25 protein-coding genes are annotated in these 25,381 nt (G+C 74.3%); 14 read left to right on the forward strand and 11 right to left on the reverse strand.

What is annotated here, in order from left to right:
- Positions 1 to 133: 133 nt before the first annotated feature.
- On the forward strand, positions 134 to 1,129 hold the full coding sequence (locus tag ACZ6ZR_RS05765) for a zinc metalloprotease (RefSeq protein WP_465639706.1): 996 nt from the start codon (positions 134 to 136) through the stop codon (positions 1,127 to 1,129).
- 135 nt (positions 1,130 to 1,264) lie between these two features.
- Complete coding sequence (gene tmpA, locus ACZ6ZR_RS05770; RefSeq protein WP_465639708.1) at positions 1,265 to 2,872, forward strand: 2-trimethylaminoethylphosphonate dioxygenase; 1,608 nt, start codon at positions 1,265 to 1,267, stop codon at positions 2,870 to 2,872.
- A gap of 32 nt (positions 2,873 to 2,904) precedes the next feature.
- Here the strand turns inward: tmpA and ACZ6ZR_RS05775 are convergent, their stop codons facing one another.
- Complete coding sequence (locus ACZ6ZR_RS05775; RefSeq protein WP_465639709.1) at positions 2,905 to 3,735, reverse strand: inositol monophosphatase family protein; 831 nt, start codon at positions 3,733 to 3,735, stop codon at positions 2,905 to 2,907.
- Positions 3,736 to 3,766: 31 nt separating this feature from the next.
- On the reverse strand, positions 3,767 to 4,534 hold the full coding sequence (locus ACZ6ZR_RS05780; protein WP_465639711.1) for a GntR family transcriptional regulator: 768 nt from the start codon (positions 4,532 to 4,534) through the stop codon (positions 3,767 to 3,769).
- Between the two features lie 267 nt (positions 4,535 to 4,801).
- Here ACZ6ZR_RS05780 and ACZ6ZR_RS05785 point away from each other — a divergent pair, with 267 nt between their 5' ends.
- The 8 genes from ACZ6ZR_RS05785 (at position 4,802) to ACZ6ZR_RS05820 (ending at position 12,939) form a co-directional block, all read left to right on the forward strand.
- Positions 4,802 to 5,977, forward strand: coding sequence for an ABC transporter substrate-binding protein (locus ACZ6ZR_RS05785; protein WP_465639712.1), 1,176 nt, complete (start codon positions 4,802 to 4,804; stop codon positions 5,975 to 5,977).
- A gap of 8 nt (positions 5,978 to 5,985) precedes the next feature.
- Positions 5,986 to 6,942 carry an ABC transporter permease gene (locus ACZ6ZR_RS05790; protein ID WP_465639714.1) on the forward strand — a complete coding sequence of 319 codons (957 nt, stop codon included), beginning with the start codon at positions 5,986 to 5,988 and terminating at the stop codon, positions 6,940 to 6,942.
- Positions 6,942 to 7,757 carry an ABC transporter permease gene (locus ACZ6ZR_RS05795; RefSeq protein ID WP_465640059.1) on the forward strand — a complete coding sequence of 272 codons (816 nt, stop codon included), beginning with the start codon at positions 6,942 to 6,944 and terminating at the stop codon, positions 7,755 to 7,757. The genes ACZ6ZR_RS05790 and ACZ6ZR_RS05795 overlap by 1 nt, the downstream gene beginning before the upstream one ends.
- A gap of 22 nt (positions 7,758 to 7,779) precedes the next feature.
- Positions 7,780 to 8,841: an ABC transporter ATP-binding protein gene (locus ACZ6ZR_RS05800; protein ID WP_465639715.1), complete on the forward strand. Its 1,062-nt coding sequence runs from the start codon at positions 7,780 to 7,782 to the stop codon at positions 8,839 to 8,841.
- Positions 8,842 to 8,865: 24 nt separating this feature from the next.
- Positions 8,866 to 9,600, forward strand: a complete 735-nt coding sequence (locus tag ACZ6ZR_RS05805) for an HAD family hydrolase (RefSeq protein ID WP_465639716.1) — start codon at positions 8,866 to 8,868, stop codon at positions 9,598 to 9,600.
- Positions 9,600 to 9,920 (forward strand): DMT family transporter, encoded by a 321-nt coding sequence (locus ACZ6ZR_RS05810; protein ID WP_465639717.1) that lies wholly within the window; start codon positions 9,600 to 9,602, stop codon positions 9,918 to 9,920. Before ACZ6ZR_RS05805 ends, ACZ6ZR_RS05810 begins: the two co-directional genes overlap by 1 nt.
- Positions 9,921 to 10,126: 206 nt before the next feature.
- Complete coding sequence (locus ACZ6ZR_RS05815) at positions 10,127 to 11,287, forward strand: serine hydrolase domain-containing protein (RefSeq protein WP_465639718.1); 1,161 nt, start codon at positions 10,127 to 10,129, stop codon at positions 11,285 to 11,287.
- A gap of 104 nt (positions 11,288 to 11,391) precedes the next feature.
- Positions 11,392 to 12,939, forward strand: coding sequence for a S8 family peptidase (locus ACZ6ZR_RS05820; protein WP_465639719.1), 1,548 nt, complete (start codon positions 11,392 to 11,394; stop codon positions 12,937 to 12,939).
- 27 nt (positions 12,940 to 12,966) lie between these two features.
- On the opposite strand, the gene ACZ6ZR_RS05825 is transcribed toward ACZ6ZR_RS05820, so the two are convergent.
- Both ACZ6ZR_RS05825 and ACZ6ZR_RS05830 read right to left on the reverse strand, forming a co-directional pair.
- Complete coding sequence (locus tag ACZ6ZR_RS05825; protein ID WP_465639721.1) at positions 12,967 to 13,110, reverse strand: hypothetical protein; 144 nt, start codon at positions 13,108 to 13,110, stop codon at positions 12,967 to 12,969.
- Positions 13,111 to 13,139: 29 nt separating this feature from the next.
- The gene (locus ACZ6ZR_RS05830; RefSeq protein WP_465639723.1) at positions 13,140 to 14,168 is read right to left on the reverse strand and encodes an NADP-dependent oxidoreductase; all 1,029 of its coding nucleotides are present in this window, start codon (positions 14,166 to 14,168) and stop codon (positions 13,140 to 13,142) included.
- A gap of 140 nt (positions 14,169 to 14,308) precedes the next feature.
- Here ACZ6ZR_RS05830 and ACZ6ZR_RS05835 point away from each other — a divergent pair, with 140 nt between their 5' ends.
- Positions 14,309 to 17,509 carry an AfsR/SARP family transcriptional regulator gene (locus ACZ6ZR_RS05835; protein WP_465639725.1) on the forward strand — a complete coding sequence of 1,067 codons (3,201 nt, stop codon included), beginning with the start codon at positions 14,309 to 14,311 and terminating at the stop codon, positions 17,507 to 17,509.
- Here ACZ6ZR_RS05835 and ACZ6ZR_RS05840 read toward each other — a convergent pair.
- A complete protein-coding gene (locus tag ACZ6ZR_RS05840) occupies positions 17,491 to 18,504 on the reverse strand; it encodes a phosphotransferase family protein (RefSeq protein ID WP_465639727.1) in 1,014 nt (337 codons plus the stop codon). The two genes, ACZ6ZR_RS05835 and ACZ6ZR_RS05840, sit on opposite strands and share 19 nt — an antisense overlap.
- A gap of 90 nt (positions 18,505 to 18,594) precedes the next feature.
- Between ACZ6ZR_RS05840 and ACZ6ZR_RS05845 the strand changes: the two genes are divergently transcribed.
- A complete protein-coding gene (locus ACZ6ZR_RS05845) occupies positions 18,595 to 19,170 on the forward strand; it encodes a 3'-5' exonuclease (RefSeq protein ID WP_465639729.1) in 576 nt (191 codons plus the stop codon).
- A gap of 21 nt (positions 19,171 to 19,191) precedes the next feature.
- Here the strand turns inward: ACZ6ZR_RS05845 and ACZ6ZR_RS05850 are convergent, their stop codons facing one another.
- Complete coding sequence (locus ACZ6ZR_RS05850; protein WP_465640061.1) at positions 19,192 to 20,214, reverse strand: helix-turn-helix transcriptional regulator; 1,023 nt, start codon at positions 20,212 to 20,214, stop codon at positions 19,192 to 19,194.
- Positions 20,215 to 20,306: 92 nt separating this feature from the next.
- On the opposite strand from ACZ6ZR_RS05850, the gene ACZ6ZR_RS05855 reads away from it, so the two are divergent.
- Together ACZ6ZR_RS05855 and ACZ6ZR_RS05860 are read left to right on the forward strand one after the other, a co-directional pair.
- Positions 20,307 to 20,864, forward strand: a complete 558-nt coding sequence (locus ACZ6ZR_RS05855) for a DinB family protein (protein ID WP_465639731.1) — start codon at positions 20,307 to 20,309, stop codon at positions 20,862 to 20,864.
- A 50-nt stretch (positions 20,865 to 20,914) separates the two neighbouring features.
- Positions 20,915 to 21,334 (forward strand): DUF3224 domain-containing protein, encoded by a 420-nt coding sequence (locus ACZ6ZR_RS05860; RefSeq protein ID WP_465639733.1) that lies wholly within the window; start codon positions 20,915 to 20,917, stop codon positions 21,332 to 21,334.
- 9 nt (positions 21,335 to 21,343) lie between these two features.
- On the opposite strand, the gene ACZ6ZR_RS05865 is transcribed toward ACZ6ZR_RS05860, so the two are convergent.
- The 5 genes from ACZ6ZR_RS05865 to ACZ6ZR_RS05885 are packed head-to-tail and all read right to left on the reverse strand — an operon-like array spanning position 21,344 to position 25,376.
- Positions 21,344 to 21,736, reverse strand: a complete 393-nt coding sequence (locus tag ACZ6ZR_RS05865) for a RidA family protein (protein WP_465639735.1) — start codon at positions 21,734 to 21,736, stop codon at positions 21,344 to 21,346.
- Between the two features lie 55 nt (positions 21,737 to 21,791).
- Entirely contained in the window at positions 21,792 to 22,856 is a 1,065-nt protein-coding gene (locus tag ACZ6ZR_RS05870; RefSeq protein ID WP_465639736.1) for a caspase, EACC1-associated type, read from the reverse strand.
- 13 nt (positions 22,857 to 22,869) lie between these two features.
- Positions 22,870 to 23,223 carry an effector-associated constant component EACC1 gene (locus ACZ6ZR_RS05875; RefSeq protein ID WP_465639737.1) on the reverse strand — a complete coding sequence of 118 codons (354 nt, stop codon included), beginning with the start codon at positions 23,221 to 23,223 and terminating at the stop codon, positions 22,870 to 22,872.
- 30 nt (positions 23,224 to 23,253) lie between these two features.
- Positions 23,254 to 24,414, reverse strand: coding sequence for a hypothetical protein (locus tag ACZ6ZR_RS05880; protein WP_465639739.1), 1,161 nt, complete (start codon positions 24,412 to 24,414; stop codon positions 23,254 to 23,256).
- Positions 24,411 to 25,376 (reverse strand): hypothetical protein, encoded by a 966-nt coding sequence (locus ACZ6ZR_RS05885; RefSeq protein ID WP_465639741.1) that lies wholly within the window; start codon positions 25,374 to 25,376, stop codon positions 24,411 to 24,413. The genes ACZ6ZR_RS05880 and ACZ6ZR_RS05885 overlap by 4 nt, the downstream gene beginning before the upstream one ends.
- Positions 25,377 to 25,381 lie beyond the last annotated feature (5 nt).

The following is a 25,381-nucleotide window of genomic DNA, read 5'->3' on the forward strand; positions in this document are numbered from 1 at the left end:
GGTGAACTGACGGGATATCAGAATATTTTACGGCCGGAACGGGTCTGACACGTTCACGCCGAGCCTGCGTAGCCTCTCCTGCACGGCAGCCCCTCACCGCCGTACACCCCCACAGGACATCCAGGAGCAGCAGATGCGTCTTCCTGTCCGTTCCCTCTCCCTCACCTCCAGCCGGGTGCTCGGCGTGGCCGCGCTGGCGGGCCTGCTGACCGCGGGTCAGTTCGTGGCACCGGGTTCGTTCGGGGCGCTGGCCGCGCCGGGCGCCGCCGCGTGCGCCCCGGACTCCGGGAGCGCCTCGGCACGGCTGCCCAAGGGGGCCCACGCCGACGAGCCGAACGCGCTGACCGCCGCCCAGGTCAAGGCGATCGACGCCGACCTGGGCGCCCGGGTGGCGCACCTGCAGAGCAGCGCCAACGGGCAGAACCTGCTGGCCAAGAGCGGCGAGCTGGCCGCCACCACCATCCCGGTGTACTTCCACGTGGTGCACGCCGGGACCACCGGCAAGCTCTCGGCGACGGCCATCAACAACCAGATAGCGGTGCTGAACGCGGCCTACGGCGGCCAGGGTTCGGGCAACACCGCCACCCCGTTCAAGTTCCAGCTGGCCGCCACCGACTACACCGACAACTCGGGCTGGTACAACGGGATCACCCCGGGCTCCTCGGCCGAGAAGTCGATGAAGACCTCGCTGCGCAAGGGCGGCGCCAACGCGCTCAACCTCTACACCGCCAAGCTGGGCCAGTCGCTGCTGGGCTGGGCCACCTTCCCGAGCTCCTACAACTCGAACCCCAAGGACGACGGCGTGGTGATGCTGGACTCCTCACTGCCGGGCGGCTCGGCCACCAACTACAACGAGGGCGACACCGCGACCCACGAGGTCGGCCACTGGCTGGGGCTCTACCACACCTTCCAGGGCGGCTGCAACGGCCAGGGCGACTCGGTCAGTGACACGCCTGCCGAGGGCAGCGCAGCGTTCGAGTGCCCGACCGGCCGCGACTCCTGCGCGAGCAAGCCGGGCCTGGACCCGATCAAGAACTTCATGGACTACACCTACGACTCCTGCATGACCCAGTTCACCCCGGGCCAGGTCACCCGGATGACCAACGCCTGGGCCTCGTACCGCGCCTGACCGCCGCTCAGGGCCCCCGTCCGGGCCCGCCGGAGCCCCCGTCCGCACCGCGCGGACGGGGGCTCCGGCATGTCGGCCGCCGTTCGCGGTCCGGACAGCTGCCGGTCGTCTGGATCTCACCCGAGCCGCTGAGAGTTGTCTGTACAACTTGACCCGGAGGATGAGATGGAAACGTCCCTGTACTGGCTCCGCGACAACTGCCCCTGCGCCGAGTGCCGAGACCCGCGCACCGGCCAGAAGCTGTTCCAGATCAACGACCTGCCCGAGGAGTTGACGATCCGCCGGGAGTCCGAGCAGGACGGCCTGCGCTCCGTCGAGTGGTCGGACGGGCACCTGTCGCACTACCCGCCCGGCTTCACCGCCGAGGGCGCCCCCGGTGACGACGGCCGCACCGAGCAGGGCCGCCCGCTCTGGGCCGCCGCCGACTTCGCGGCCGGCCTGCCGGAGGCGGACTGGTCCGCCTACCTGGCCGACCCCGCCGAGCGGGCCGCCGTGCTGGGGGCGGTGCGGCGGTTCGGGTTCGCCCTGCTGCGCGGGGTGCCGGTGGTGGAGGGCCAGGTGCTGGAGGTGGCCCGCAGCTTCGGCTTCGTCCGGCAGACCAACTACGGCGAGCTGTTCGACGTCCGGGTCGAGCCCGACCCGAACAACCTGGCCTTCACCAACGCGGCCATCACCCCGCACACCGACAACCCCTACCGCGACCCGGTGCCCACCCTCCAGCTGCTGCACTGCCTGCACAACGAGGCCGAGGGCGGCGACTCCGGCCTGGTGGACGGCTTCCGGGCCGCCGCCCTGCTGCGCGAGGAGCACCCGGAGGACTTCGCGGTGCTCACCCGCACCCCGGTGCCCTTCGTCTTCCGGGACCGGCACACCGAGCTGCGGGCCGACCGGCCGCTGATCGAGACCGACCCGCTGGGCCGGATCCGCGAGGTGCGGTTCAACAACCGCTCGATCTCCACCCTGCGCGGGCTCACCGGGCCGGAGCTGGACGCCTTCTACACCGCCTACCGCCGGTTCGCCGCGATCACCCTGCGACCGGAGCTCCAGCTGGAGTTCCGGCTCGGGCCGGGCGACTGCCTGATCTTCGACAACACCCGGCTGCTGCACGCCCGGACGGCCTTCGAGGCGGACGGCGCCCGCCACCTCCAGGGCTGCTACGCCGACCTGGACTCGCTCGCCTCCACCCTCGCCCTGCTGCACCGTCAGGAGGAGGCGCTGGAGCGGATCGCCGGGCTGTTCGCCGGCGAGGGCGCTGCGGAGTACCTCGGCGAGGAGGTCACCATGGCCGAACACATGCTCCAGGCGGGCGCGTTGGCCGAGGCGGCCGGGGCGCCCGACCACCTGGTGGCCGCCGCCCTGCTGCACGACGTGGGCCACTTCGACGGCACCGGGCTGGAGTTGATGGCCGGCAAGGACAACCGCCACAGCTCCACCGGCGCCGACTGGCTGGCCCAGTGGTTCGGCCCCGAGGTCACCGAGCCGGTGCGGCTGCACGTGGCGGCCAAGCGCTACCTGTGCACCGCCGAGCCCGGCTACCGCGAACGACTGTCCGCCGCCTCGGAGTTCACCCTCCAGGTGCAGGGCGGTCCGATGACCGAGGAGCAGGCCGCCGCGTTCGCCGCCCGGCCGGGAGCGGTGGACGCGGTGACGGTGCGACGCTGGGACGAGCAGGCCAAGGAGGCGGACGCCGAGGTGCCCGGCTTCGACCACTACCGCCCGCTGCTGGCGCGGCTGATGGGCTGACCCGGTAGCGGGGCCGGTTGCCTGACGGCCGCTCAGCCGCCCGTCAGCAGCCGGCGGATCCGCTCGGCGGTGGCCGCGTCCCGGGCCGCCGTGAACGGCAGCGCGTTCCCGCCCGCCAGGCGGAACGGTTCACCGCTCACGGTGGTCTGGGCGCCGCCCGCCTCGGTGACCAGCAGCAGCCCGGCCGCGTGGTCCCAGGCGTTCTCCCAGTCGTAGGCGGTCCCGTCGAACTCGCCCCGGGCCAGCGCCAGGTACTCCAGCCCGGCCGAACCGGCGGAGGGCCGGAGCCGCACCCCCGGCACCCGCAGGCCGAGCAGCGCCCGGCGCCGCTCGGGGGTGGTGTACTCGTGGTGCGAGGAGGAGACCTCCAACTCGGCGCCGGGGGTGGCCGATCCGGTGCTGAGCCGCTCGCCGTCCTGCCAGGCGCCACCGCCGCGGACGGCAGTGGCGAACTGCTCCAGCGCCGGGGCGTAGGTCCAGGAGGCCAGGGTCTCGCCGTGGTGGGCGAGGGCCACCAGGGTGCAGAAGCCGGTCCTGCCGTGGACGAACGGGCGGGTGCCGTCCACCGGGTCGACGATCCACACCGGGGCGTCGCCGGCCAGCGCCGCGTACCGCGACGGCTCGGCGTGCACACCCTCCTCGCCGACCACGGCCGACCCCGGCAGGATCGCGGTCAACGCCCGGGTCAGGTACGCCTCCGCCTCCCGGTCGGCGGCGGTCACCAGGTCGTACGGGCCCTTCTTCTCGGCCACCTCACCGGGGGCCAGATGCCGGAACCGGGGCATGATCTCGGTGGCGGCGGCCTCCCGGACCGCCTCCTCGACACGGGGCAGCAGGGCGGCGAGAGCGCGTTCGTCGATCACGGGCCCATCAGACCACAGGAGCCCGCGGTTCTCAGTCGTTCTGCCGGGTGTGCCGGGACAGCGCCGACGAGGCCAGCGAGTTGTGGATGCTGAAGGCCACCGTCCCCGGCAGGTAGCGGTCCTGGGACCACTCGACCGGGGTGCCGGTCGGGTCGGTGGTGCGCCGCTTCTCGCGCAGCAGCGGCGACCCCCGGCGGCAGCCCAGCAGCCGGGCGTCGTCCGCGTTGGCGGCCACCACGTCGATGGTGTGGTCGGCGTCGGTGAAGAGGATGCCGTGCTCGCGCAGCGGCTCGGTGTGGGAGACCACGTCCGGCGGGAGCTGGGCCACCAACTCGCCCACCCGGGGCGGGTAGACCGTCCGCTCGACCATCACCGGCGTGCCGGAGAGGGTGCGCAGACGGAGCGTCACGTACACCTCGGTGCCGGGCTCCAGCCGCAGCTGCTCGCGCTCCGCCGCGTCGGCCGGCCGCCGGGTGAAGGACTCCAGCCGGCCGCCGGGCTCCTCGCCCATGGAGCGGGCCCAGTGGGTGAAGGAGAGCAGCTCGGAGAAGCTCTGCACCCGGGCGGTGCCGAGCACCACCCGGCGGGTGCCGCGGCGGGAGGTCACCAGGCCGTCGGCGCGCAGCACCGCGAGCGCCTGCCGGACGGTGCCGCGCGAGACGCCGTACTGCTCGGCCAGGGCGCCCTCGGCGGGCAGCCGGCCGGCGTCGCCGTACGAGCCGGAGGTGATCGCCTCCCGCAGGTCGGCGGCCACCTTGCGGTAGAGCGAGCCGGCGGTGCTGTCCTGGTCGAGTGCCACGTGCGTCAAAGTCCTTCCCGGCGCTGGGTCCTGGCCTGCGGATGCGCCGGCGGACGTAGCCGACTGTAGCCGCTGTGGATCACCCCGCAGCGGGCCGTGGCCACCGTTCCCGCAGCCGCCCCCTGTACTGGGCCATCCGTTCACCTTCCCGTCACCGTACTCGGGCGTACTTACCCCGGCGGCCAAGTTGGCTGGCCAACTTGGCGCAGCGTCAGCTACGCCCCCTCACTTCCCCTCGTGAACTCCCCTTCTTCAGGAGATCCACCCGTGATCGTGCACCGCTCCCGTGCCGCCGCCCTCGCGGCCGTGCTCACCGCCGCCGCGCTCTCCCTGACCGCCTGCGGCTCGGCCGGCTCGGCCGCCAAGTCCGGTGACACCGCTGCCAAGGGCGGTGCCGCCAAGGAGGCCAAGGACGCCACCTCGGCGGCCGACCTCGGCGGCCTGGACGCCCTGGTCGCCGCCGCCAAGAAGGAGGGGAAGCTGCACGTCATCACGCTCCCCCGGGACTGGGCGAACTACGGCAAGATCCTCGACGGCTTCAAGGCCAAGTACGGCATCGAGATCGAGGAGGAGAACCCGGACGGCTCCAGCCAGGACGAGATCAACGCGATCAACTCCCGCAAGGGCCAGGACCGCGCCCCCGACGTGGTCGACCTGGGCAGCGCCTTCGCGCTCCAGGCGGTCAAGGACGGCCTGCTCGCCCCCTACAAGGTGGCCACCTTCGACAAGGTGCCGGACAGCATGAAGGACGCCACCGGCGCCCGGGTGAACGACTACGGCGGCTACATCTCGATCGGCTGCGACGCCAAGAAGATCCCGACCTGCCCGAAGACCTTCGCCGACCTGCTCAAGCCCGAGTACAAGGGCAAGGTCGCGCTCAACGGCAACCCGACCAAGTCCGGCTCGGCCTTCGGTGGCGTCTACGCCGCCGCGCTGGCCAACGGCGGTTCGCTGGACAACATCCAGCCCGGCATCGACTTCTTCGGCAAGCTGAAGCAGTCGGGCAACTTCAACCCGGTCGAGTCGACCCCGGCCACCATCGAGAAGGGCGAGACCCCGATCTCGATCGACTGGTCGTACCTGAACGCCGGTTACACCGACAAGTTCAAGCCGAAGGGCATCGACTGGCAGGTCTCCATCCCGGTCGACGGCTCCTACGCCCAGTACTACAACCAGGCCGTCAACAAGTGGGCGCCGCACCCGGCCGCCGCCCGCCTGTGGCAGGAGTACCTCTTCAGCGCCGAGGGCCAGAACCTCTTCATGGGCGGCTACGCCACCCCCTCCACCTTCGAGGCCATGAAGAAGGACGGCTCGCTCGACGCGGCCGCCGCTGCCAAGCTGCCGACCGTCGAGAAGCCCTTCACCACCTTCCCGACCCAGGACCAGATCACGGCGGCCAAGAAGGTCATCACCGAGAACTGGACCAAGGCGATCGCGGGCTGATCACCGAAATGACTACGGCTCCCACCCCGGTGCCGACCCCCGCCGCCACCGAGAACGGTGGCGGCGTGGGGGTCCTCACCGCCACAACCCCCGCCCCCCGCAAGCGCGTTGCCGGCCTGCGCCGCTTCGGCGGCAGCTGGCTGGCCACCGTGCCGCTGCTGCTCTTCTTCCTGGTCTCCTTCGGCCTGCCGGCCGTGGCGATCGTCAGCGGTGCCTTCACCGCCTCCAGTGACGCCGAGTCCGGTGCCGGTGCGTTCACCACCGCCAACCTCACCGACTCGGTCCAGGGCGCCTACTGGACCGCCCTGCTGAGCAGCCTCAAGCTCTCGGCGCTGACCGCCCTGCTGGGCACCCTGATCGGCCTGCCGATCGCCCAGGCGGTCGTCACTTCCCGGTTCCGCGCGCTGCGCGAGGCGGTGCTCACCGCCTCCGGCGTGCTGGCCAACTTCGGCGGCCTGCCGCTGGCCTTCGCCTTCGTCGCCACCCTCGGCAACGCCGGCGAGATCACCAAGCTGTTCAACCTGACCGACCACGGCTGGACGCTCTACTCGTTCACCGGCCTCACCATCGTGTACCTGTACTTCCTGGTGCCGCTGATGGTGCTCACCATCACCCCGGCCCTGGACGGCCTGCGGGTGCAGTGGCGGGAGGCCGCGCAGAACAACCGCGCCACCGCCCTCCAGTACTGGCGGCACGTCGCGCTGCCGATCCTGCTGCCCTCGCTGCTCGGCGGCTTCGTGCTGCTCTTCGGCAGCGCCTTCGCCGCGTACGCCACCGCCGCCGCGATGGTCGGCGCCACCGTCCCGCTGATCAGCCGCTCGATCGCCGACGCGCTGTCCGGCAACGTGCTGGTCGGCCAGGGCAACCTGGCGCTCGCCCTCAGCCTGGACATGATCCTGGTCGCCGTCCTGGTGATGGCCGTCTACCTGCCCCTCCAGCGCCGGAGTGCAAAGTGGCTCAGCTGATCTCTCGTCTCCGGGTCTGGCGCGGGCTGGTCCTGCTGGTTGCCGGGATCTACTTCCTGGTACCGATGGCCGCCTCGCTCTGGTTCTCCATCGACACCAACGAGGGCATCGACTTCGCCGCCTACACCGGCCTGTTGAGCGCCCCCGGCTTCACCGAGAGCCTGGTGCTCACCCTTGAGCTGGCCGCCGTCACCGTGGTGGTGCTGCTGCTCCTGCTGGTGCCCGCGCTGATCGCGGTCCGGCTCGGCGCTCCCCGGCTGCGGCCGGTGCTCGAAGTGGTCTGCACCCTCCCGCTGGTGGTGCCGCCGGTCGCCCTGACGGCGGGTCTGATCGGCGTGCTGCGCTGGGGCCCGGACTACCTGATGGACACGCCGTTCTTCCAGACCTTCGTGTTCGTCCAGGACCCGGCCTTCCCGCTGGTGCTGGTCATCGCGTACGTGCTGATGTCGCTGCCACTGGCCTACCGGGCGCTGGACGCCGGCCTGCGCGCGGTGGACGTGCGCACCCTGGTCGAGGCCGCCCGCAACTGCGGGGCGAGCTGGCCGCGCGCCGTGGTCACGGTCGTGCTGCCGAACCTGCGCGGAGCGCTGCTGAACGCCTCCTTCCTGACCCTGGCCCTGGTGCTGGGCGAGTTCACCGCCTCCTCGATCCTCGGCTACCAGCCCTTCGCGGTGTGGATCTACACCGTCGGCAACAGCGAGGGCCAGATGTCGGTCGCGGTCTCGATCCTGAGCCTGCTGATCACCTGGGTCCTGCTCCTCCTGCTCGCCTCCGCAGGCCGCGAGCGACGCGCCAAGACCGCCGCCACCTCCTGACACGTCGTTGGAGACAACCCCCATGAGCACCGCCACCATCACGACCGGCGCCACCGTCGAGTTCCGCGGCCTGCGCCGCGCCTTCGGCCCCACCACCGCGCTGGACGGCCTCGACCTCACGGTCAACCCGGGCGAGCTGCTCGCCCTGCTCGGCCCCTCGGGCTGCGGCAAGACCACCGCGCTGCGCATCCTGGCCGGCTTCGAGACCCACGACTCCGGCCAGGTGCTGGTGGACGGCCAGGACATCACCGAGGTCCCGGCCCACCGCCGCGACGCCGGCATGGTGTTCCAGTCCTACAGCCTCTTCCCGCACCTGACCGCCGCCGACAACGTCGCCTTCGGCCTGCGGATGCGCGGCACCGGCAAGGCCGAACGCCGCAACCGCGCCCAGGAGTTGCTGGAGCTGGTCGGCCTGCCGCAGCACGCCGCGCGCTACCCGCACCAGCTCTCCGGCGGCCAGCAGCAGCGCATCGCGCTGGCCCGGGCGCTCGCCCTCCAGCCGCGGGTGCTGCTGCTGGACGAGCCGCTCTCCGCGCTGGACGCCAAGGTCCGGCTCAACCTCCGGGACGAGATCCGGCGCCTGCAGCAGGAGTTGGGCATCACCACCCTGTTCGTCACGCACGACCAGGAGGAGGCGCTCTCGATGGCCGACCGGGTCGCCGTGCTGCGGGCCGGGAAGCTGGAGCAGTGCGCAGCGCCCGCCGAGCTGTACTCCCGCCCGGCCACCGCCTTCGTCGCGGAGTTCGTCGGCACCATGAGCCGCATCCCGTGCACCCGCTCCGGCAGCTCCGTGGAGCTGCTCGGCCGGACCTTCCCGGTCGACGGCGAGCTGCCCGCCGAGGGTGAACTCGACGTCCTGGTAAGGCCGGAGAACGTCGGCCTGGTCTCCGACGACGCCGGGGCCGCGATCGTGGTCGGCGCTTCCTTCCTCGGCAGCGCAACCCGGATCACCGTACGGTTGTCCGACGGCACCGAGATCAAGGCCGACCTGCCGACGGAGGCCGCCGCGGCCCTGCCGATCGGCAGCAACGCCGACGTCACGCTGCCCGACCGCCCGGTGCTGGTCGACCGCCGCACCGCCTGATCCGTTCCTGCCGAAGGTACCGCCATGCCTGCATCCTCATCCGCCAACCCCTCTGCCAGTGAAGGAAGTTCACCTCCGAGCGAAGCCACCGGCCCGCGGCCGGCCGCCGTGCTGTTCGACATGGACGGCACGCTGGTCGACACCGAGGAACTCTGGTGGCAGGCCGCCGTCGAGTGCGCCGCCGAGGTCGGCCTCACCCTCACCGAGGACGACCTGCCCGAGGTGCTCGGCCAGGCCGTCGAGCACACCGCCGCCCACCTGCACCGCCGGGCCCCGGGCCGCTCCGACCAGGCCGGGCTGACGGCCCGTCTGGACGAGGCCTTCGCCTCCCGGGTGGCCGCCGAGGTGGTCCCCCGCCCCGGTGCGCTCGACCTGCTGAGCCGCCTGCGGGCGGCCGAGGTCCCGATGGCCCTGGTCTCGGCCTCGCCGCGCCGGGTGATCGACCTGGTGCTGGCCACCCTGGGCCGGGACTGGTTCAGCACCGTGCTGGCCGCCGAGGACACCCCGCGCACCAAGCCCGCCCCGGACCCGTACCTGGCCGCCGCCGCCCGCCTCGGCCTGGCCCCGGCCGCCTGCGTTGCCGTCGAGGACACCCCGACCGGCGTGGCCTCCGCGCACGCGGCGGGCTGCGCGGTGCTGGCGGTCCCGTCCGCCGTGCCGATCCAGGCCTCCGAGCGGGTCACCGTGCTGGACAGCCTGGTGCACGCGGACCTGCCGCTGCTGGCCTCGCTCACCGCGGCCGCGGCCGAGCCGCGCTGATGCCGTACCTGCTGCTGGCCCTGGCCATCATCAGCGAGGTCGCGGCCACCAGCTGCCTCAAACTGACCGAGGGCTTCAGCAGGTTCTGGCCGAGCCTCGGCGTCGGGATCGGCTACGTGCTCTCCTTCGCCCTGCTCGGCCGGGCCCTGAAGCACATCCCGGTCTCGGTCGCCTACGCCGTCTGGTCCGGCGCCGGCACCGCCGCCGTGGCGGGCATCGGCGTGGTCGCCTTCGGCGAGCACCTGGGCAGGGCGCAGTGGCTCGGCCTGGCCCTGATCATCGTCGGCGTGGTCGTGCTCAACCTGCGCGGCAGCCACTGACGGACGGCCCGGCGGACCGCCGGCGGCTGCCCCTGACGGGATGTCAGGGGCAGCTACGCCGCCGGAACCAGAGCCCGGCACTCCGACGGTAGGACCGTGGGACTGCCGGGCTCGTCCCGTGTGCCGATGCCCCCGCCGGGCGGCCCGTGGTGACCTGGGAGGGACCGGGAGCGGGCTGCGCTCCCCGCCCTGGAGGAGCCCCGCCCATGGCCATACCCGCACTGCGCCGTGCCGCCGTCGTCACCGTGACCGGCCTCGCGCTGCTCGCCCCCGCCGCGCCGGCGCTGGCCGACGCCGCTCCAGCACTGGCCGACGCCTCCCGCCCGGCCCGCTCCCCGCTGCAGGGGCAGTTGGACTCCCTGGTGGCCGACCTCGGGGTGCCCGGGGCGGTGGCCACCGTGCGGGACCGGGACGGCCGGGTGGAGAGCCGGACGGCCGGGGTCGGCGATCTGGCGACCGGCGCCCCGGTGCCGAGGGACGGCGCGATCCGGGTCGGCAGCAACACCAAGACCTTCGTCGCCGTCGCGGTGCTCCAACTGGTGGGCGAGCGGCGGATCGAGCTGGACCGGGACGTCGACCACTACCTGCCCGGGCTGGTCCGCGGCCCGGGGGGCGACGGCCAGCGGATCACGGTCCGTCAGCTGCTGGGACAGACCAGCGGCCTGCCCAACTACAGCAACTACCTCGCCGACGAGATCCGCCACTACGAGCCCGGCGAACTGCTCGCCATCGCCCTCGCCCACCCGGCCACCTCGGCTCCCGAGGACCGGGTCTGGGCGTACAGCAACACCAACTACCTGCTCGCGGGCCTGCTCGTGGAGAAGGTCACCGGCCAACCCCTGGCCCAGGAGCTGGACCGGCGGATCATCCGGCCGCTGGGCCTGCGGCACACCTACTTCCCCGCCGGGGGCGAAACCACCATCCAGGGGCCGCACCTGCGGGGCTATTACCGGGACACCCCGGACGAGCCCTTCACCGACATCACCGACCTCGACCACTCCTGGGCCTGGGCGGCGGGCCAGCTGGTCTCCACCCCCGGTGAACTCGACCGGTTCTTCACCGCGTTGGTGCGGGGCGAGCTCCTCGGCCCCCGCCAGCTGGAGCAGATGCGCACCAGCACCTCGGACGGCTCCGCCACCTTCGGCCCGGGCGCCCGGTACGGCCTGGGCCTGGTGAGCCGCCCGCTCTCCTGCGGCGGCGTGTACTGGGGCCACGGCGGCAGCATCCCCGGCTACGAGAGCCGGGTCGGCGTCACCGAGCACGGCCGGCGGGCCGCCGCCGTCGCCGTGAACGAGCAGCGCGGGGACGCCGGGCGGCAGCGACTGGACCGGGTGGTCGATGCCGCGCTCTGCGCCTACCACCCCTGAGGTATTTCAACTCACCTTGCTTGCAAGGCATCTGACGATGCGTCACCCTCTGGGGAAGGGGTGCCGGGGGGCAGCTGTCCCCCGGCCGGGCGAGGGGGGTTCGGATGAACGGATGGGTTCAGAGCTGCCGGGGAGCGGCGGCGGCGCTGCTGCTGGTGGGCGCGGTGGCGGCAGGCGCGCCGGCCTCGGCGGCCGAGCGGGAGGGCGTGGTGCGGCACGTCGGCAGGGCGGACGCGGTGCCGGGCAGCTACCTGGTGGTGCTCAAGGAGACGGCGTTCAAGGGGACTTCGGCGCCGGCCCTGGCCTCCCGCTACGGCGGCCAGGTCCGGCGGAGCTTCGACTCGGCGCTGCACGGGTTCTCGGCGAAGCTCACCGACCGTCAGGCCCGCCGCCTGGCGGCCGACCCGGCGGTGGCGAGCGTGTCGCAGGACCGGCGGGTGAAGCTCGACGCCACCCAGACCTCCCCGCCGTCCTGGGGGCTGGACCGGATCGACCGGCACCGGCTGCCGCTCGACGACCGGTACGTCTCCCCGGACGGCGGCGGGCGCGGGGTGACGGTGTACGTGATCGACACCGGGGTGAACATCGAGCACCAGGACTTCGGCGGCCGTGCCCGGTACGGCTACGACGTGATCGACGGGGACACCAGCGCCGACGACGGCAACGGCCACGGCACCCACGTCGCCGCCACGGCGGTGGGCACCACCTACGGGGTGGCCAAGGCCGCCTCGGTGGTCGCCGTCCGGGTGCTGGACGACGACGGCTCCGGGACGTACGAGCAGGTGATCGCGGGCGTGGACTGGGTGACCAGGAACGCCGTCAAGCCCGCCGTGGTCAACATGAGCCTGGGCGGCGACGCCGACGAGACGCTGGACACCGCCGTCCGCAACTCCATCGCCTCCGGCCTGACCTACACCCTCGCGGCGGGCAACCAGGGTGTCGACGCGAACGAGCACTCCCCCGCCAGGGTGGCCGCCGCCATCACCGTCGGGGCCAGCGAGGTGGACGACCAGGTGGCCTGGTACTCCAACTACGGACCGCTGGTGGACCTGTACGCCCCGGGCTCCGACATCGTCTCCGCCTCCAACGGCTGGGACCAGGCCGAGCAGACGCTCTCCGGCACCTCGATGGCCTCCCCGCACGCGGCCGGCGCCGCCGCCCTCTACCTGGCCGGGCACCGCACCGCCACCCCGGCCCAGGTCTCCGCCGCCCTGGTCTCCACCGCCACCACCGGCTCCCTCGGCGGCCTGCCGGAGGGCTCGCCCGACCGCCTCCTGTACCTCGGCCCGCCCCCGGCCACCGGCCCGCACCCGCGGTTCGCCAACCCCGCCGTCCAAGCGATCCCCGACCCGGGCGTCCTGAACTCGACCGTCACCGTGACCGGCGTCCCGGGCAAGGCCCCCGCTCAGCTGGACGTCGAACTGGACGTCACCCACGACTTCATGGGCGACCTCCTGATCGACCTGATCGCCCCGGACGGCACCGCCTACCGCCTCAAGGACGGCGACTTCGCCTGGGGCTCCGACACCATCCGGACCACCCTCGGCGTCGACGCCTCCTCCTCGACCGCCAACGGCGTCTGGACGCTCCGTCTCGACGACCAGTGGGAGTACCTGGCGGGCCAGCTGAACGGCTGGGCGCTGCGGTTCTGACCCCGCGTCCGGCCCCGGGGGCCGCGCTCAGAACCGCAGCGCGGCCCCCGGCTCGGGGAACGGGTCGAGGGCCGGCCGGACCGCGAGCGGGCGGCCGTCCTTGCTGACCGTCCCGAGGGTGGTGACGAAGCCCGCGCCCGCGTGGCGCGAGATCCTCCGGAGCCTCCGCAAGGTCCAGCCCTCGGGCGTCCCGCAGGCCGTCAGGAGGCCAGCCGGACCAGCATCTTGCCGGTGTTGGCGCCGTTCATCATGCCGAGGAAGGCGGCCGGGGCGTTCTCGATGCCGTCGACCACGGTCTCGCGGTTGGTGAGGGTGCCGTCGGCGAGCCAGGCGGCGGCGCGCGGGACGTAGTCGGCGAAGCGGTCGAACCAGTGGGTGACCAGCATGCCCCGCAGGGTGGCCTGCTGGGTGGCGGCGCGGAAGAGGTTGGCGGGGCCGGGCTGCGGGGTGGTGGCGTTGTAGGTGCTGATGGCGCCGACCAGGGCGATCCGGCCGTCGAGGCGGATCGAGGCGATGGCGGCTTCGAGGTGGTCGCCGCCGACATTGTCGAGGTAGACGTCGATGCCCTCGGGCGCGGCCCCGGCGAGCTGGTCGGCCACGGAGCCGGCCCGGTAGTCGATGGCGTCGTCGTAGCCGAACTCGGTGAGCAGCTTCCCGGCCTTGACCGGGCCGCCGGCCGAACCGATCACCCGGGAGGCACCCAGCGCCCGGGCCAGCCCGCCGGCCACGCTGCCGACCGCACCCGCCGCCCCGGAGACGAAGACCACGTCGCCGGGCCGGACCGGGGCGGTCTCGGTGAGCGCGATGTACGCGGTCAGACCGGTGGTGCCGAGCACGCCCAAGTAGGCCTGGGCCGGGGCGAGTCCGGGGTCGACGACGGTGACGGCGGCCTCGTCCAGCACGGCGTGCTCGCGCCAGCCGAGGAAGTGCGACACGGTGGCGCCGACCGGCACCGCCGCCGAACGCGAGGCGATCACCTCACCGACCGCACCACCCTGGAGCGCGGCGCCGAGGGCGAACGGCGGGAGGTAGGACTCGACGTCGTCCATCCGGCCGCGCATGTACGGGTCGACCGACATCCAGGTGTTGCGGACCAGGACCTGACCCTCCGCCAGCTCGGTGGGGAGCTCGACGGTGGCGAGGGAGAAGTGCTCGGGGCCGGGGGCACCGACCGGGCGGGCGGCGAGGCGGATCTCACGGCTGGTGACGGTGCCGGCATTGACGGACATGGGGTGCTCCGTAGGGTGTTCGCGGGGGTTCCTGCTGACGGGGAACACCCTGTCGGTGGGGTGTTCGGGAATCGTTCGGGGCCGGTTCGGGCGAGTTCGGGAGCCCGGATCGCCATGATCAACTGCATTACGGTGGGGACATGCGATTCGGGGTGCTGGGCGGGGTCGAGGTGCGCACGGACGGCGGGCGGGAGGTCGCCGTGCCGGAGGCGAAGGTCCGCACCCTGCTGGCCGCGCTGCTCGCCGCCACCGGGCGCCCGGCCTCCGCCGAGCGGCTGATCGACGCGCTCTGGCCGGAGGAGCCGCTGCCCGGCAGCCCCGGACGGGCGCTCCAGGCCAAGGTCTCCCAGCTGCGCCGGGCGCTGGAGGAGGCCGAGCCGGGCGCCCGCGCCCTGGTCGAGGCCGTTCCCGGCGGCTACCGGCTGGCCGCGACGGCCGCGGACGCCGCACTCTTCGGCGAACTCGTCGAGCGGGCAAGGGAGTCGGCGGACCCGGCGGAGCGGCGGTCCCTGCTCACCGAGGCGCTGGACGTCTGGCGCGGTCCGGCCTTCGCGGGCTTCGAGGACCGCCCGTTCGCCCGTGCCGCCGTCACCCGGCTGACCGAGCAGCGGCTCACCGCCCGCGAGGAGCTCGCCGAGGCGCGGTTCGCCCTCGGCGAGTACGCCGGACTCATCGCTGACACGGCTGAGTTGATAGAGAACCATCCACTCCGGGAGCGCCCGCGCGCGGTGCACTGGCGGGCGCTCCACCGCACCGGACGGACGGCCGAGGCCCTGACCGGGTACCAGGAGTTCCGGGAGCTGCTGGCCGAGCAGCTGGGCACCGACCCGGGAGCCGAACTGGCCGAGCTGCACCGCGAGTTGCTGCTCCAGGCCCCTGCCGCTGCGCACACCCCGGGAGCGACCCACCTCCCGGCCCCGGTCACCGGGCTGCTCGGGCGGGACGCCGACCTCGCCGGAGTCCGGCGGCTGCTCGAAGGCGGCCGGCTGGTGACCCTGACCGGCACCGGCGGCGTCGGCAAGACCCGCCTCGCGCTGGCCGCCGCCGAACAGGCCGGGCCCCACCACCCCGACGGCGTCTGGCTGGTGGAACTGGCCGGCCATGGGCCCGGCACCGACCCCGCCGAGCTGGTCTGCGCCGCCCTGGGCATCCGCGACGACGGCAGCTGGGGCCCCGCGCCGGGCCGCACCGCCACGCCCGCCGAGCGGCTCGCCGGGGCGCTGCGCGGGCGGCGCCTGCTCCTGGTGCTGGACAACTGCGAGCACCTGGTGGAGCCCGTGGCCCTGCTGGTCGCCGCACTGCTGCGGGCCGCACCCGGCCTGGTGGTGCTGACCACCAGTCAGGAGCCGCTGGCCGTGGACGGCGAGACGCTCTGGACGGTCGGGCCGCTGGACGAGCCGGACGCCGTGGCGCTCTTCACCGCCCGGGCCGCCGCCTCCGCCCCGGGCTTCGCCCCCGACCGGGCCGAGCGCGCCGCCGTCGCGGCGATCTGCCGGCGGCTGGACGGCCTGCCGCTCGCCCTGGAGCTGGCCGCCACCCGGGTCCGCTCGCTCGGCGCGGCGGAGCTGCTGGCCCGGCTGGACGACCGATTCCGCCTGCTCACGGCCGGCCGGCGCGGCGCACCCGCCCGTCAGCAGACCCTGCGGGCCGTGATCGACTGGAGCTGGGGCCTGCTCGGCGAGCCCGAGCGGACCGTGCTGCGCCGCCTGGCCGTGCACGCCGAGGGCTGCACCCTGGACGCGGCCGAACGGGTCTGCGCCGGGGGCGTGGTGACGGAGGCCGAGGTGGTCGACGTCCTGGCCCGGCTGGTCGACCGCTCACTGCTCACCGTCCGCCCCGGCCCCGACGGGGCGCCGCGCTACCGGCCGTACGAGTCGGTGGCCGCCTACGCCCTGGAACAGCTGGAGCTGGCCGGGGAGTCGCGGGGCGTACGGGAGTTGCACCGCGCGCACTACACCGAACTGGCAGCCCGCGCCTCGGCCCGGCTGCGCGGCCCCGAACAGCGCCACTGGCTGGACCGGCTCAGCACCGAGAGCGCCAATCTGACGGGCAGTCTGGAGGAGGCCGTCCGGGCCGGGGACGCCGGACAGGCACTGCGGCTGGTCGACTCGCTGGCCTGGTGCTGGGTGCTGCGCGGACGGCTCGGCGAGCTGCGCCGTGCGCTGGACGCGGCCCTCACGGTACCCGGCGGCTCGCCGCTCGACCGGGCCCGGGCCGCCGCCTGGCAGGCCGGGACGGCGGTGCTCAGCGGCGCCACGACGGACCGGACCAGCCGGTACGCCACCGCCCTCGCCGCCCACCGGCCCGCCGTGACCGGAGGGGCGGCCGCAGCCGCCGGCTCTGCGGACGCGGACGGCGGACTGGCGCTGGCCGAGGCCCGGTGGTTCCTCGGGCACGCGGTGAGCAGCATCGGCGACCTGGCCGCCGGCGAGGAGCTGACCACGCTGGCCCTGACCGACTTCGAACGGCTCGGCCACCGCTGGGGCACCGCCGCCGCGCTCGGTGACCGGGCGGTGCAGCTGCTGGCCCGGGGCGATCTGGAGGGCGTCCGGCTGCACGGGGAGCGCAGCGCCGCCACCTTCCGCGAACTCGGCGACCGCTGGGGCGAGTTGCGCACCGTCTACCCACTGGCCGCCCGGGCCGAGATCCTCGGGGACTACCGGCAGGCCACCGAACGGCTGCGGGCCGGCCTGGCGATGGCGGAGGAGCTCGGGCTGGCCACCACCGCCGGGGACCTGCTGGCCGGGCTCGGCCGGATCGCCCTGCTGACCGGCGACCTCGCCGGAGCGCGCGAACTGCACCGGCAGGCGCTGCGCCGCAGCACCGAGCACGACTTCCGGGCGGGCCAGGTGAACGCGGAACTCGGCCTCGCCCTCGGCGCCCGCCGCGAGGGCGACCTGGACACCGCCGAGACCCACCTGCTGGCCGTCCTGGCCTGGCACCGGGAGGCCGGGCTGGAGAGCGCCAACGCGCTGGTGCTGGCCGAGTTGGGCTTCGTCGCCGAGCTGCGCGGCGACGCTGCGGCCGCCCTCGCCCACCACCGGGCCGGACTCTCCGCCGCCCGCGGCACCGGCGACCCCCGGGCCGTGGCCCTCGCCCTGGAGGGCCTCGCCGGAGCGGAGGCCCTGACGGCGGCCGCGCCGTCCCACCGGCGGGCGGCGGTGCTGCTCGGCGCCGCCGCGGCCGCCCGGGCGGGGAGCGGAGCACCGCTCCCGGTGGCCGAACGCGCCGACGTCGACCGGATCACCACCGCCGTCCGCACCGCCCTCGGCCTCGAGACCTTCACCGCCGCCTTCGCGGAGGGCACCGGACTGACGCCGGATCAGGCGGTCGCCGCCTGATCTGGCGTCAGGGCCGCCAGGATCTGGGCGAGGTGGTACTCGACGATGCCGAGCATGAAGGCGCGGTCGGGGAAGCCGCCGTCGAGCAGGCGGAGCGGGCCGGCGACCAGGGAGAGGCTCATCGCCAGGGCGTAGAGGGCCAGGCGGTGCCGGTCGAGGGCCTCGGTGCGGAGGTGGGGGTAGTGCTCGGCGAAGCGCAGGCGCAGGAAGACGTGCTCCCACTCCAGGTCGAAGTACATCAGCCCCTCGATGTCGATGAGCACCGGCTGCCCCTGACGGTCCACCAGCACGTGGTCGGGCCCGAGTTCGCCGTGGACCAGCACGTACTCCGAGCGCGGGCGGACGGCGCGGGCCAGTCTGCGCAGCTCGGCCTCGACCCGGTCGCGGACGGCGGCCGCCCGCCGGTCACGGGAGGCGGCCTCGGCCAGGTCGGCGAGGGCGCGGTCGAGTACCAGCTGTTCGCACGAACTGCCGTGGGAGGTACCGCCGTTGTCGACCAGGGCGACCTTGCCGAAGCCCGGGGCGGGGTGACGTCGCATCAGGTCGAGGGCCTCGGCGAGCCGCGCCAGGACCGGCGCAGCGGCGTCCGGGTCCCGTTCGAGGAGAGCCTCCAGGCTCTCACCGGGGACGTCCTCCACCACCGCGAGCTCGGCCGGGTAGTGGCTCCTGCTCCGGTCGGCCAACAGGAGGCGGGGCGTGCGGACGCCTGCGGAGCTCAGCCGGCGGTGGGCGGCCAGGAAGAGGTCGATCCCGGAGGCGTGCGAGAACGGGTCCGCGTGGTCCTCGGCGTCGGCCGCCGTGGGCCAGTAGTTCTCGGCCTCGTCCCAGAGGTAGGCGATCGCGGTGGAGCCGTCGTCGAGGAGGAGCCGGTAGACGCCCTTCTTGCTGCCGCCCCGCAGGCGCGAGACGCCGACCAGACTGCGCTCCGGCCCCAGCGCCGCCCGCGCGACCCCCGCCAGCTGACCGACCGTCACGATGTCGCGTGCCACGCCCATGCCCCCTTCCGAGCAGAGGGGCGATTCTAGGGGAAGTCCGCCGGTGGAAAAGGAGATTTACCGGGCCGGGCAGGCCCTTACGCTCGCCGGATGAGCGATGGCGCACAGCTGGTGAACGTGGTCGACGTCGAGGCGACCTGCTGGGACGGGCAGCCGCCGCCCGGGGCGGTGAGCGAGATCATCGAGATCGGGCTGACGGTGGTGGACCCGGCCGCCGGGCGGCGGTTGGGGCGGCACCGGATCCTGGTGCGGCCGGCCCGGTCCACCGTGAGCGCGTTCTGCACCGAACTGACCGGGCTGACCCAGGCGGAGGTCGCGGGCGGGGTCGAATTCGCCGAGGCCTGCCGCCTGTTGGCGGCCGAGCACCTCAGCGGACAGCGGGTGTGGGCGAGTTGGGGCGACTACGACCGGCATCAGTTCACCCGGCAGTGCCAGGCCGCCGGGGTGCGGTACCCGTTCGGGCGGCGGCACGTGAACGCCAAGGCGGTGTTCACCGAGGTGTACGGGCTGCGCAAGCGTCCCGGGATGGCGCGGGCCCTGGAGCTGGCCGGACTGCCGCTGGAGGGGCGGCACCACCGGGGCGAGGACGACGCGTGGAACATCGGCGCGCTGGTCCTGGACGTGGCGGCCCGCGGTGGCTGGCCCGACAGTGACCGGTCGAGCTAGTGCCGTGCCCGGCACTAGTCGTCACCCGGCGCGCGCGATGACCTGCGCGTTCGTCCGCGCGCCGTCGTGGCTGCCCGAGGCGGCCGGCTCCTCCTCGGCGGCGGCGAGCAGGCGCCGGCCGAGCGCGCGGGTGCAGTGGCGCAGCTCCTCGCCGCCCTGGATGCGGAACGGGGCCGGCAGTGCGGCGAGTTGCTCGGCGTACCACCACGGGTTGCCGGTCGTTCCGGTCAGGCGGCAGGTGGTGGCGTCGAGTTGCTCCAGCCGTCCCAGAGCCGGCGGCAGGTGTGGTGCGACCTCGTCGAGCGGGGCGTCGATGACCACCTCCGCGGTGTACTCCCAGCCGACCGCGAGGTGTTCCTCCAGGACGGCGACGGGATCGAGGCCGGCCGGTGGCTCGAAGCCGGTGCCGAGCAGCTCGACGGCGCCGACCCGGTCGATCCGGTAGGCCCGGCGCCCGTCGGAGGTGTGCGACCAGCAGAGCAGGTACCAGCGGCCGTGGCGCACCACGACCGCCCACGGGTCGACCTCGGTGTCGTAGGCCGAGCCGGCCTCGGAGCGGTACGCCAGCCGGATCCGCCGGTGCTCCGAGCAGGCCTGGACGAGGTCGGCCGTGATGGCGGGGTCGGGCCGGGCGGCGGTGCGGTCGGGGGCCGGGGCGGTGGCCCGGCGGACGGCTTCGGCCTGGGCGGCGACCGCCTCCGGCAGGGCGCGCACGATCTTGCCCAGCGCGCTGCCGACCGGGCTCGTCGTGTCGTTCGCGTCGTGGTGACCGTCCAGGACCGCCATCACCAGGCAGAGCGCCTCCGTCGCGCTGAACGTCAGCGGCGGCAGCCGCAGACCGCGTCCCAGCCGGTACCCGCCGTACGGTCCGCGGTCCGACTCCACCGGGATGCCCGCCTCGCGCAGGATGCCGACGTACCGCCGGACGGCACGCTCGGAGACCCCGAGCCGGTCGGCGAGCCGGGCCGCGGTGATGCCGGGGCTGCCCTGCAGGAGCTCGAGCGTCAGCAGCGCGCGTGCGGTGGGCGTCGTGTCCGGCTCCACCAAGGGTCTCTCCTCCACTGGCTGCTGCCGTCTCGTCAGCTCCGGCAGGTTCCGGACGTGGATCGTCCGGAACCGACCCTAACGTGCTCCTCATGACCGACGACACCACCCTGAGCACCACCATCCACGAACCGTCCAACACCGCCGACGAGGTCGAGATGCTGCTGTTCGCGCTCGACCGCTCCCGTGCCCAGTTCGCCTGGAAGTGCGGCGGCCTGGACGCGGCCGCCCTCAACCGGCCGCACCCGCCGTCGACACTGACCCTCGGCGGCCTGCTCAAGCACATGGCACTGGTGGAGGAGAGCTACACCGTCGACTTCACGGGTGAGGCCCCCGGACCACCGCTGGACGTGCCCGAGGCCCTCACCGACCCGCAGTGGGTCTGGCGCACCGCGGCCACCGACACCCCCGAGCAGCTCTACGCCCTGTGGCACCGCACCACCGAGCGCTCGCGCACCGCGATCGCCTCAGCCCTCGCCGACGGCGGCCTCGACCAGGCGGCCAAGTACCGGCGGTGGCCGGACGGCACCGCACCGAACCTGCGGCGCATCCTGGTGGACCTGCACGACGAGTACGCCCGCCACGTCGGCCACGCCGACCTGCTGCGCGAGGCCGTCGACGGCCTCACCGGGGAGGACCCGCCGCAGTAGCTGTGGCCGGGTGGCCGGATCTGTCGGTGGCGCTGGCTAGCATCCGCCCCATGAGAGCTGACGCGACGTTCACCGTGAAGTCCTTCGTCCCCGCCGAGTTCACCCCGGCCTTCGAGGTCACCACCGGCGCCCCGGCCGGGGTCGCCACCATGGAGAAGCTCTACGAGGGCGAGGCCGCCGGCCGCTCCGCGACCATCTTCACCTCGGCCTTCGACCACGCCACCGGCGTCGGCACCTACCTCGCCCTGGAGTCCTTCGAGGGCTCCCTGCACGGCCGCGAGGGCAGCTTCAACTTCGCCCACTCCGCCACCACTACTGGCAGCGACCGCCTCTCCCCCTTCTTCGTCATCGTCCCCGGCAGCGGCACCGGAGCCCTCACCGGCATCACCGGCGCCGGCTCCCTCACCGTCGACCAGGACGGCACCCACCGCGTCACCTTCGAGTACGAGCTCGACGGCCAGGAGGTCTGAGCCCCGCCGCTACTCCGGGACGACCGCGAAGGCTTCGATCTCCAGGAGGAGGTCGGGGCGGAAGAGGGCGGCCACCTGGACGGCGGAGGAGGCGGGGGCGTGGACGGGGTCGAGGTGTTCGTCCCAGGCGGTGCGGACGGCTTCCAGGTGGGCGATGTCGGTGACGAAGACGGTGAGCTTGACCAGGTGGGCGAAGGTGGCGTCGGCGGCGGCCAGGCAGTGGCCGATGTTGGCGAAGACCTGGCGGGCCTGGGCCAGGGCGTCGCCCTCGCCGACCAGGGCGCCCTTCTCGTCGAGAGGGACTTGGCCGGCCACGTGGACCTGGCGGCCGGTGGCGCTGACCACGTGGCTGTAGCGCGGGCTGGGAAAGACTCCGGCCGGGGCGGCGGTGCGGAAGGTCACGAGGAGGCCTCTCGGGTCGGGTGGGGCGGGGTGGCCATCCTCTCCTGAGGGGGTGTCAGGTGCGCCAGCGGGCCAGGGACTCCTTGATGGCCGCGAGGACCGGGGAGTCGGCGGGGAGGATGGCGGCGGCGAGGGCGGCCAGGGGTTGGAGCAGGGCGAGGGCGGCCTCGCGGCCCTCGGTGGTGCCGATGGCGTGGGCGTGGGCGTTGCGGAGTTGGAGGGTGAGCAGGTCGGCCGGGCCGAGCACGACGGCGGCGTCGGCGGCGATCGCGGCCAGCCGGGCGGTGGCCTGTGGCTGGTGCCAGGGCCGCCGGTGCTGGCGGACGGCGAACTGGCGGTAGGCGAAGCCGGCCCGGACGCGCAGGCCGGCCGCGGTGAGCGCGGTGCCGTAGGCGGGGTTGCGGGCCAGCGCCAGGTGGCCGCTGCCGTCCACGGCGCGCTGCATCGGCACGGGGGCCTGGTAGCGGCGCGGCATCGGATCCGGCAACTGGGCGAGTTCGACGGCCAGATGATGGTGGATCAGGTCCAGCGGGAGGTCGGCGGGCCCGTCCGGGACGCCCTCGCGGAGCAGCCGGAGCAGTTCCTCGGCGAAGCGGGTGAGCCCGAGCTCCGGGTTGAGCAGGGCCTTGCGGGCGCGGTCCACCGCGGTGAGCAGGTGCAGGTCGGCGGCGGCCGGCTCGTCCAGGGCCAGCCCGGCGAAGCAGCAGTCCAGCACCGCGATCCGGTGCGCCGCCGTCTGCCCGAGGGCGGCCAGCGCCGCCTCGGCGGAGAGCGCGGTGCGGGGCACCTGGTCGGGGTCGTCCTCCGTCCCGGGCAGCGCCAGGTGGAGGCGGCCGGCCGCGCTGGTCACGCCGTGGCCGGCGTAGTAGAGCAGCACCGTGGAGCGGGCCCGGCCGGCCACGTCGGCGATCCGGTCCAGCACCTCGCGGGTGCTCTGCGGATCGACCAGCCGTACCACCCGCTCGGGGGCGAAGGTGCCGTCGGGGCCGGAGAGGTGGTCGGCGAGCAGCTCCATCGAGGCCACCGCCTCGGGCATCGGTGGCAGTCCGGCGTAGCTGCCGACGGCGACCAGCACCGCCCAGGAGTCGGCGCGGTCCGGGCTCAGGGTCCAGGGTGTCATCGGGGTGGGTGACTCACTCGGCCAGGAAGTCCTCCACCTGGTTGAGGAGTTGGCCGGTGTCGGTGGTGGAGTCGCCGGAGATCCGCAGCTCGGTGCCGTCCGGGCGGCGCAGCTCCATCGAGACCCCGCCCTTGCGCAGCCGGGCCTCCAGCCAGACGCAGAGCGGGCCGATCACCAGCGGGCCGAGCTCGGCGGCGTACTGCACGGCGTCGGCCATGCCGCCCTGCTCGTCGGGGCCCGGCGGGCGGATCCGGTTGGTGGTCAGGCCGCGCAGCTCGGAGTCCCGGTTCAGGTGCTGCTGGAGCGCTTCGGCGTCGTCCCGGACGTCGCCGTCCGTGCCGTCGAAGGCGATGGTGAACTGGGGCATGGTGGCGCCTTTCGGGTGTGGGGGCTGTGGTCAGAGTAGTGGCGGGAGGGGCGCCGGCCGGACCGGAGGGGGCGGCAACGGGACCTCCACCGACGGGAGTTGCTCGAAGAGGCGGGCGGTGCGGCCGGTGAACTCGTACGGCAGCCGGACGGCCGCGGCCGTCTCGCCCGGGTCCGCCAGGCCGACCAACTCGTGTTCCAGGAGCGACCAGTTGGCGTCCGGCAGACCGACCGGGCGGTGGGCGGCGGGCAGCGGATCGGCGCCGAGGGCGGTGAAGTCGGCCCAGGCGCGGGCGTGTTGCACCGGCGGCAGCGGGACGGCCACCCCGCCGACCTGGGCGGCCACCGACTCCGGCAGGCCGGGGCCGGCCGGGCCGGCCGCGGCCAGCAGGATCCGCAGGCGGTGGGCCGGACCGAGGTAGCGGCGGAGCGCGTCGTCGAAGAAGTCCCGGCCCGCCTCGGCGGAGGGGTCGGCCCGGTGGGCTCCCTGCCAGAGCGGACTGCCGGTGCCCGGCAGGGCGAGGGCGGCGTAGCTCTCGGCGAACCGGGCCATCACCGCGGCGGCCTGGGCCGGCAGCCCGGCCGGGGTCAGGCTGACGGCCAGGCAGGTGGGGTGCGGCTGCCTGGCCAGGGTGGTCCAGAGCAGCTCCCACGTCCCGGCGGCCGGGGCGAACGGCGCGGCGGCCACCGCGTACGCCCGCTGGGCGGTGGGCCGGGCCAGCGGACGGACCTCGACGCGCTTGCGGATCTCGTACCAGGAGAGCGGGCCGACGGGCGTGCCGAGCGGGTTCAACTCGGCCATCAGGGCGGCGTGTTCGCGCACCGGGGCGGTGGCGACGTGGGCCGGGGGAACGACCCCGAGCAGGGCCCGGACCGCTGCGGCGGCGGCCTCCGGCGTGGGGCCGGTGGCGCGCGCCAGCAGGGTGGCGCGGAGCCGGGTGCCGGTGCCGCCGCTGCCGCCGCCGGTGACCCGCAGTTCGAGGTGACCGGCGCCGGGCCGGGGGTGGCAGAGCGCGGTGAGCCAGGCGAGTTCGGCGGCGCCGGCCTCGGCCCAGCGGCGGTCCTCGGGCAGGGCGGCGTAGCCCCGGTGGTCCGTGAGCCCCAGGGCGGGGGCCAGCCGCACCGCCGCCCACCCGACGTGGCCACCCGCTCCGTCGGGGCCGGTCAGCACGCCGTCCTGAGCGATCGTCACGACCGCTGGGTGGGCGGCGCGGGCGGAACGGGCGGGGTCGGCGGCACCGGGCCCAGCGGCGGGGTGACCGAGGTGGGGGGCGAGGGCGGCACGGGGGCGGCGGGCGGCACGGGGGCCGCCGGCGGGACCGGAGCGGCGGGCGGGACGGGCGGCGTCGGCGGGGCAGGTGGCCGGGGTACCGTCGCGCCGGACGGGGCGCCGGACGGCGGGCCACCCGGGAACGTGACCAGCGGCACCCTGCGGCCCTCGATCGCCACCACCAGCCCCTCGCGGCAGGCGGCGTGCACCGCCTCGCGCATCGCCCGAACCTGCGAGGTCCGGGCCATCGCCGTCCGGATGTCACCGCGGCGGGTCAGCGCGTCGGTGACGAACTGCACCAGCAGCCGGGCCTTGCTCCTGGTCCGCCACATCTGCCAGCCCAGGTAGAGGCCGTTCCCGTAGCGGAAGACCGAGACGTGGGCGACGCAGTCGCCCTGGCCGAGGTTCAGCTGCCGGCCGGCACCGGCCAGGGAGCCCCCCTCCTCCACGACGGTCAGGGGGTAGCCGCGCTCCAGCACCACGTTGCGGATCTGCGCGAAGGCGGAGTCCACGTCGGTGCGGGCGTGGAGCAGCACGCGCCACTCCGCGACCGGCTCGGTCAGGCCGCCGACCAGCATCAGGGCGACGAAGAGCAGGAAGGTGGCGCCCAGCACGAACAGCAGCCAACCCGCGTAGCCGGAGCCGGAGTCGGAGCCCCCGTACCCGGAGGAGTAGTCGGAGCCGGAGTCGAGCAGCATCGGAAGCCCCACCACGGCCAGGGCCAGACCGACCGTCCAGGACAGGAACGCGGCCCGGAGCCAGAGCCCGAGGATCGCCCGCCCGCTGACCCGGTCGTCGAGCACGGTCTCCACCGGCTCGTGCCGCAGGGTCTTGTCGAGGTAGGCGGCGTTCCCGTCGGCGCCGTCCCATCCGGGTACTGGCACGGCAC

It is taken from the genome of Kitasatospora sp. NPDC088742 (assembly GCF_055584905.1).

Coding starts and splice junctions, on each gene's coding strand:
- ACZ6ZR_RS05765 (WP_465639706.1), top strand. CDS start 134: ATGCGTCTTCCTGTCCGTTCCCTCTCCCTCACCTCCAGCCGGGTGCTC.
- ACZ6ZR_RS05790 (WP_465639714.1), top strand. CDS start 5,986: ATGACTACGGCTCCCACCCCGGTGCCGACCCCCGCCGCCACCGAGAAC.
- ACZ6ZR_RS05800 (WP_465639715.1), top strand. CDS start 7,780: ATGAGCACCGCCACCATCACGACCGGCGCCACCGTCGAGTTCCGCGGC.
- ACZ6ZR_RS05805 (WP_465639716.1), top strand. CDS start 8,866: ATGCCTGCATCCTCATCCGCCAACCCCTCTGCCAGTGAAGGAAGTTCA.
- ACZ6ZR_RS05810 (WP_465639717.1), top strand. CDS start 9,600: ATGCCGTACCTGCTGCTGGCCCTGGCCATCATCAGCGAGGTCGCGGCC.
- ACZ6ZR_RS05815 (WP_465639718.1), top strand. CDS start 10,127: ATGGCCATACCCGCACTGCGCCGTGCCGCCGTCGTCACCGTGACCGGC.
- ACZ6ZR_RS05820 (WP_465639719.1), top strand. CDS start 11,392: ATGAACGGATGGGTTCAGAGCTGCCGGGGAGCGGCGGCGGCGCTGCTG.
- ACZ6ZR_RS05830 (WP_465639723.1), bottom strand. CDS start 14,168: ATGTCCGTCAATGCCGGCACCGTCACCAGCCGTGAGATCCGCCTCGCC.
- ACZ6ZR_RS05835 (WP_465639725.1), top strand. CDS start 14,309: ATGCGATTCGGGGTGCTGGGCGGGGTCGAGGTGCGCACGGACGGCGGG.
- ACZ6ZR_RS05840 (WP_465639727.1), bottom strand. CDS start 18,504: ATGGGCGTGGCACGCGACATCGTGACGGTCGGTCAGCTGGCGGGGGTC.
- ACZ6ZR_RS05845 (WP_465639729.1), top strand. CDS start 18,595: ATGAGCGATGGCGCACAGCTGGTGAACGTGGTCGACGTCGAGGCGACC.
- ACZ6ZR_RS05855 (WP_465639731.1), top strand. CDS start 20,307: ATGACCGACGACACCACCCTGAGCACCACCATCCACGAACCGTCCAAC.
- ACZ6ZR_RS05860 (WP_465639733.1), top strand. CDS start 20,915: ATGAGAGCTGACGCGACGTTCACCGTGAAGTCCTTCGTCCCCGCCGAG.
- ACZ6ZR_RS05870 (WP_465639736.1), bottom strand. CDS start 22,856: ATGACACCCTGGACCCTGAGCCCGGACCGCGCCGACTCCTGGGCGGTG.
- ACZ6ZR_RS05875 (WP_465639737.1), bottom strand. CDS start 23,223: ATGCCCCAGTTCACCATCGCCTTCGACGGCACGGACGGCGACGTCCGG.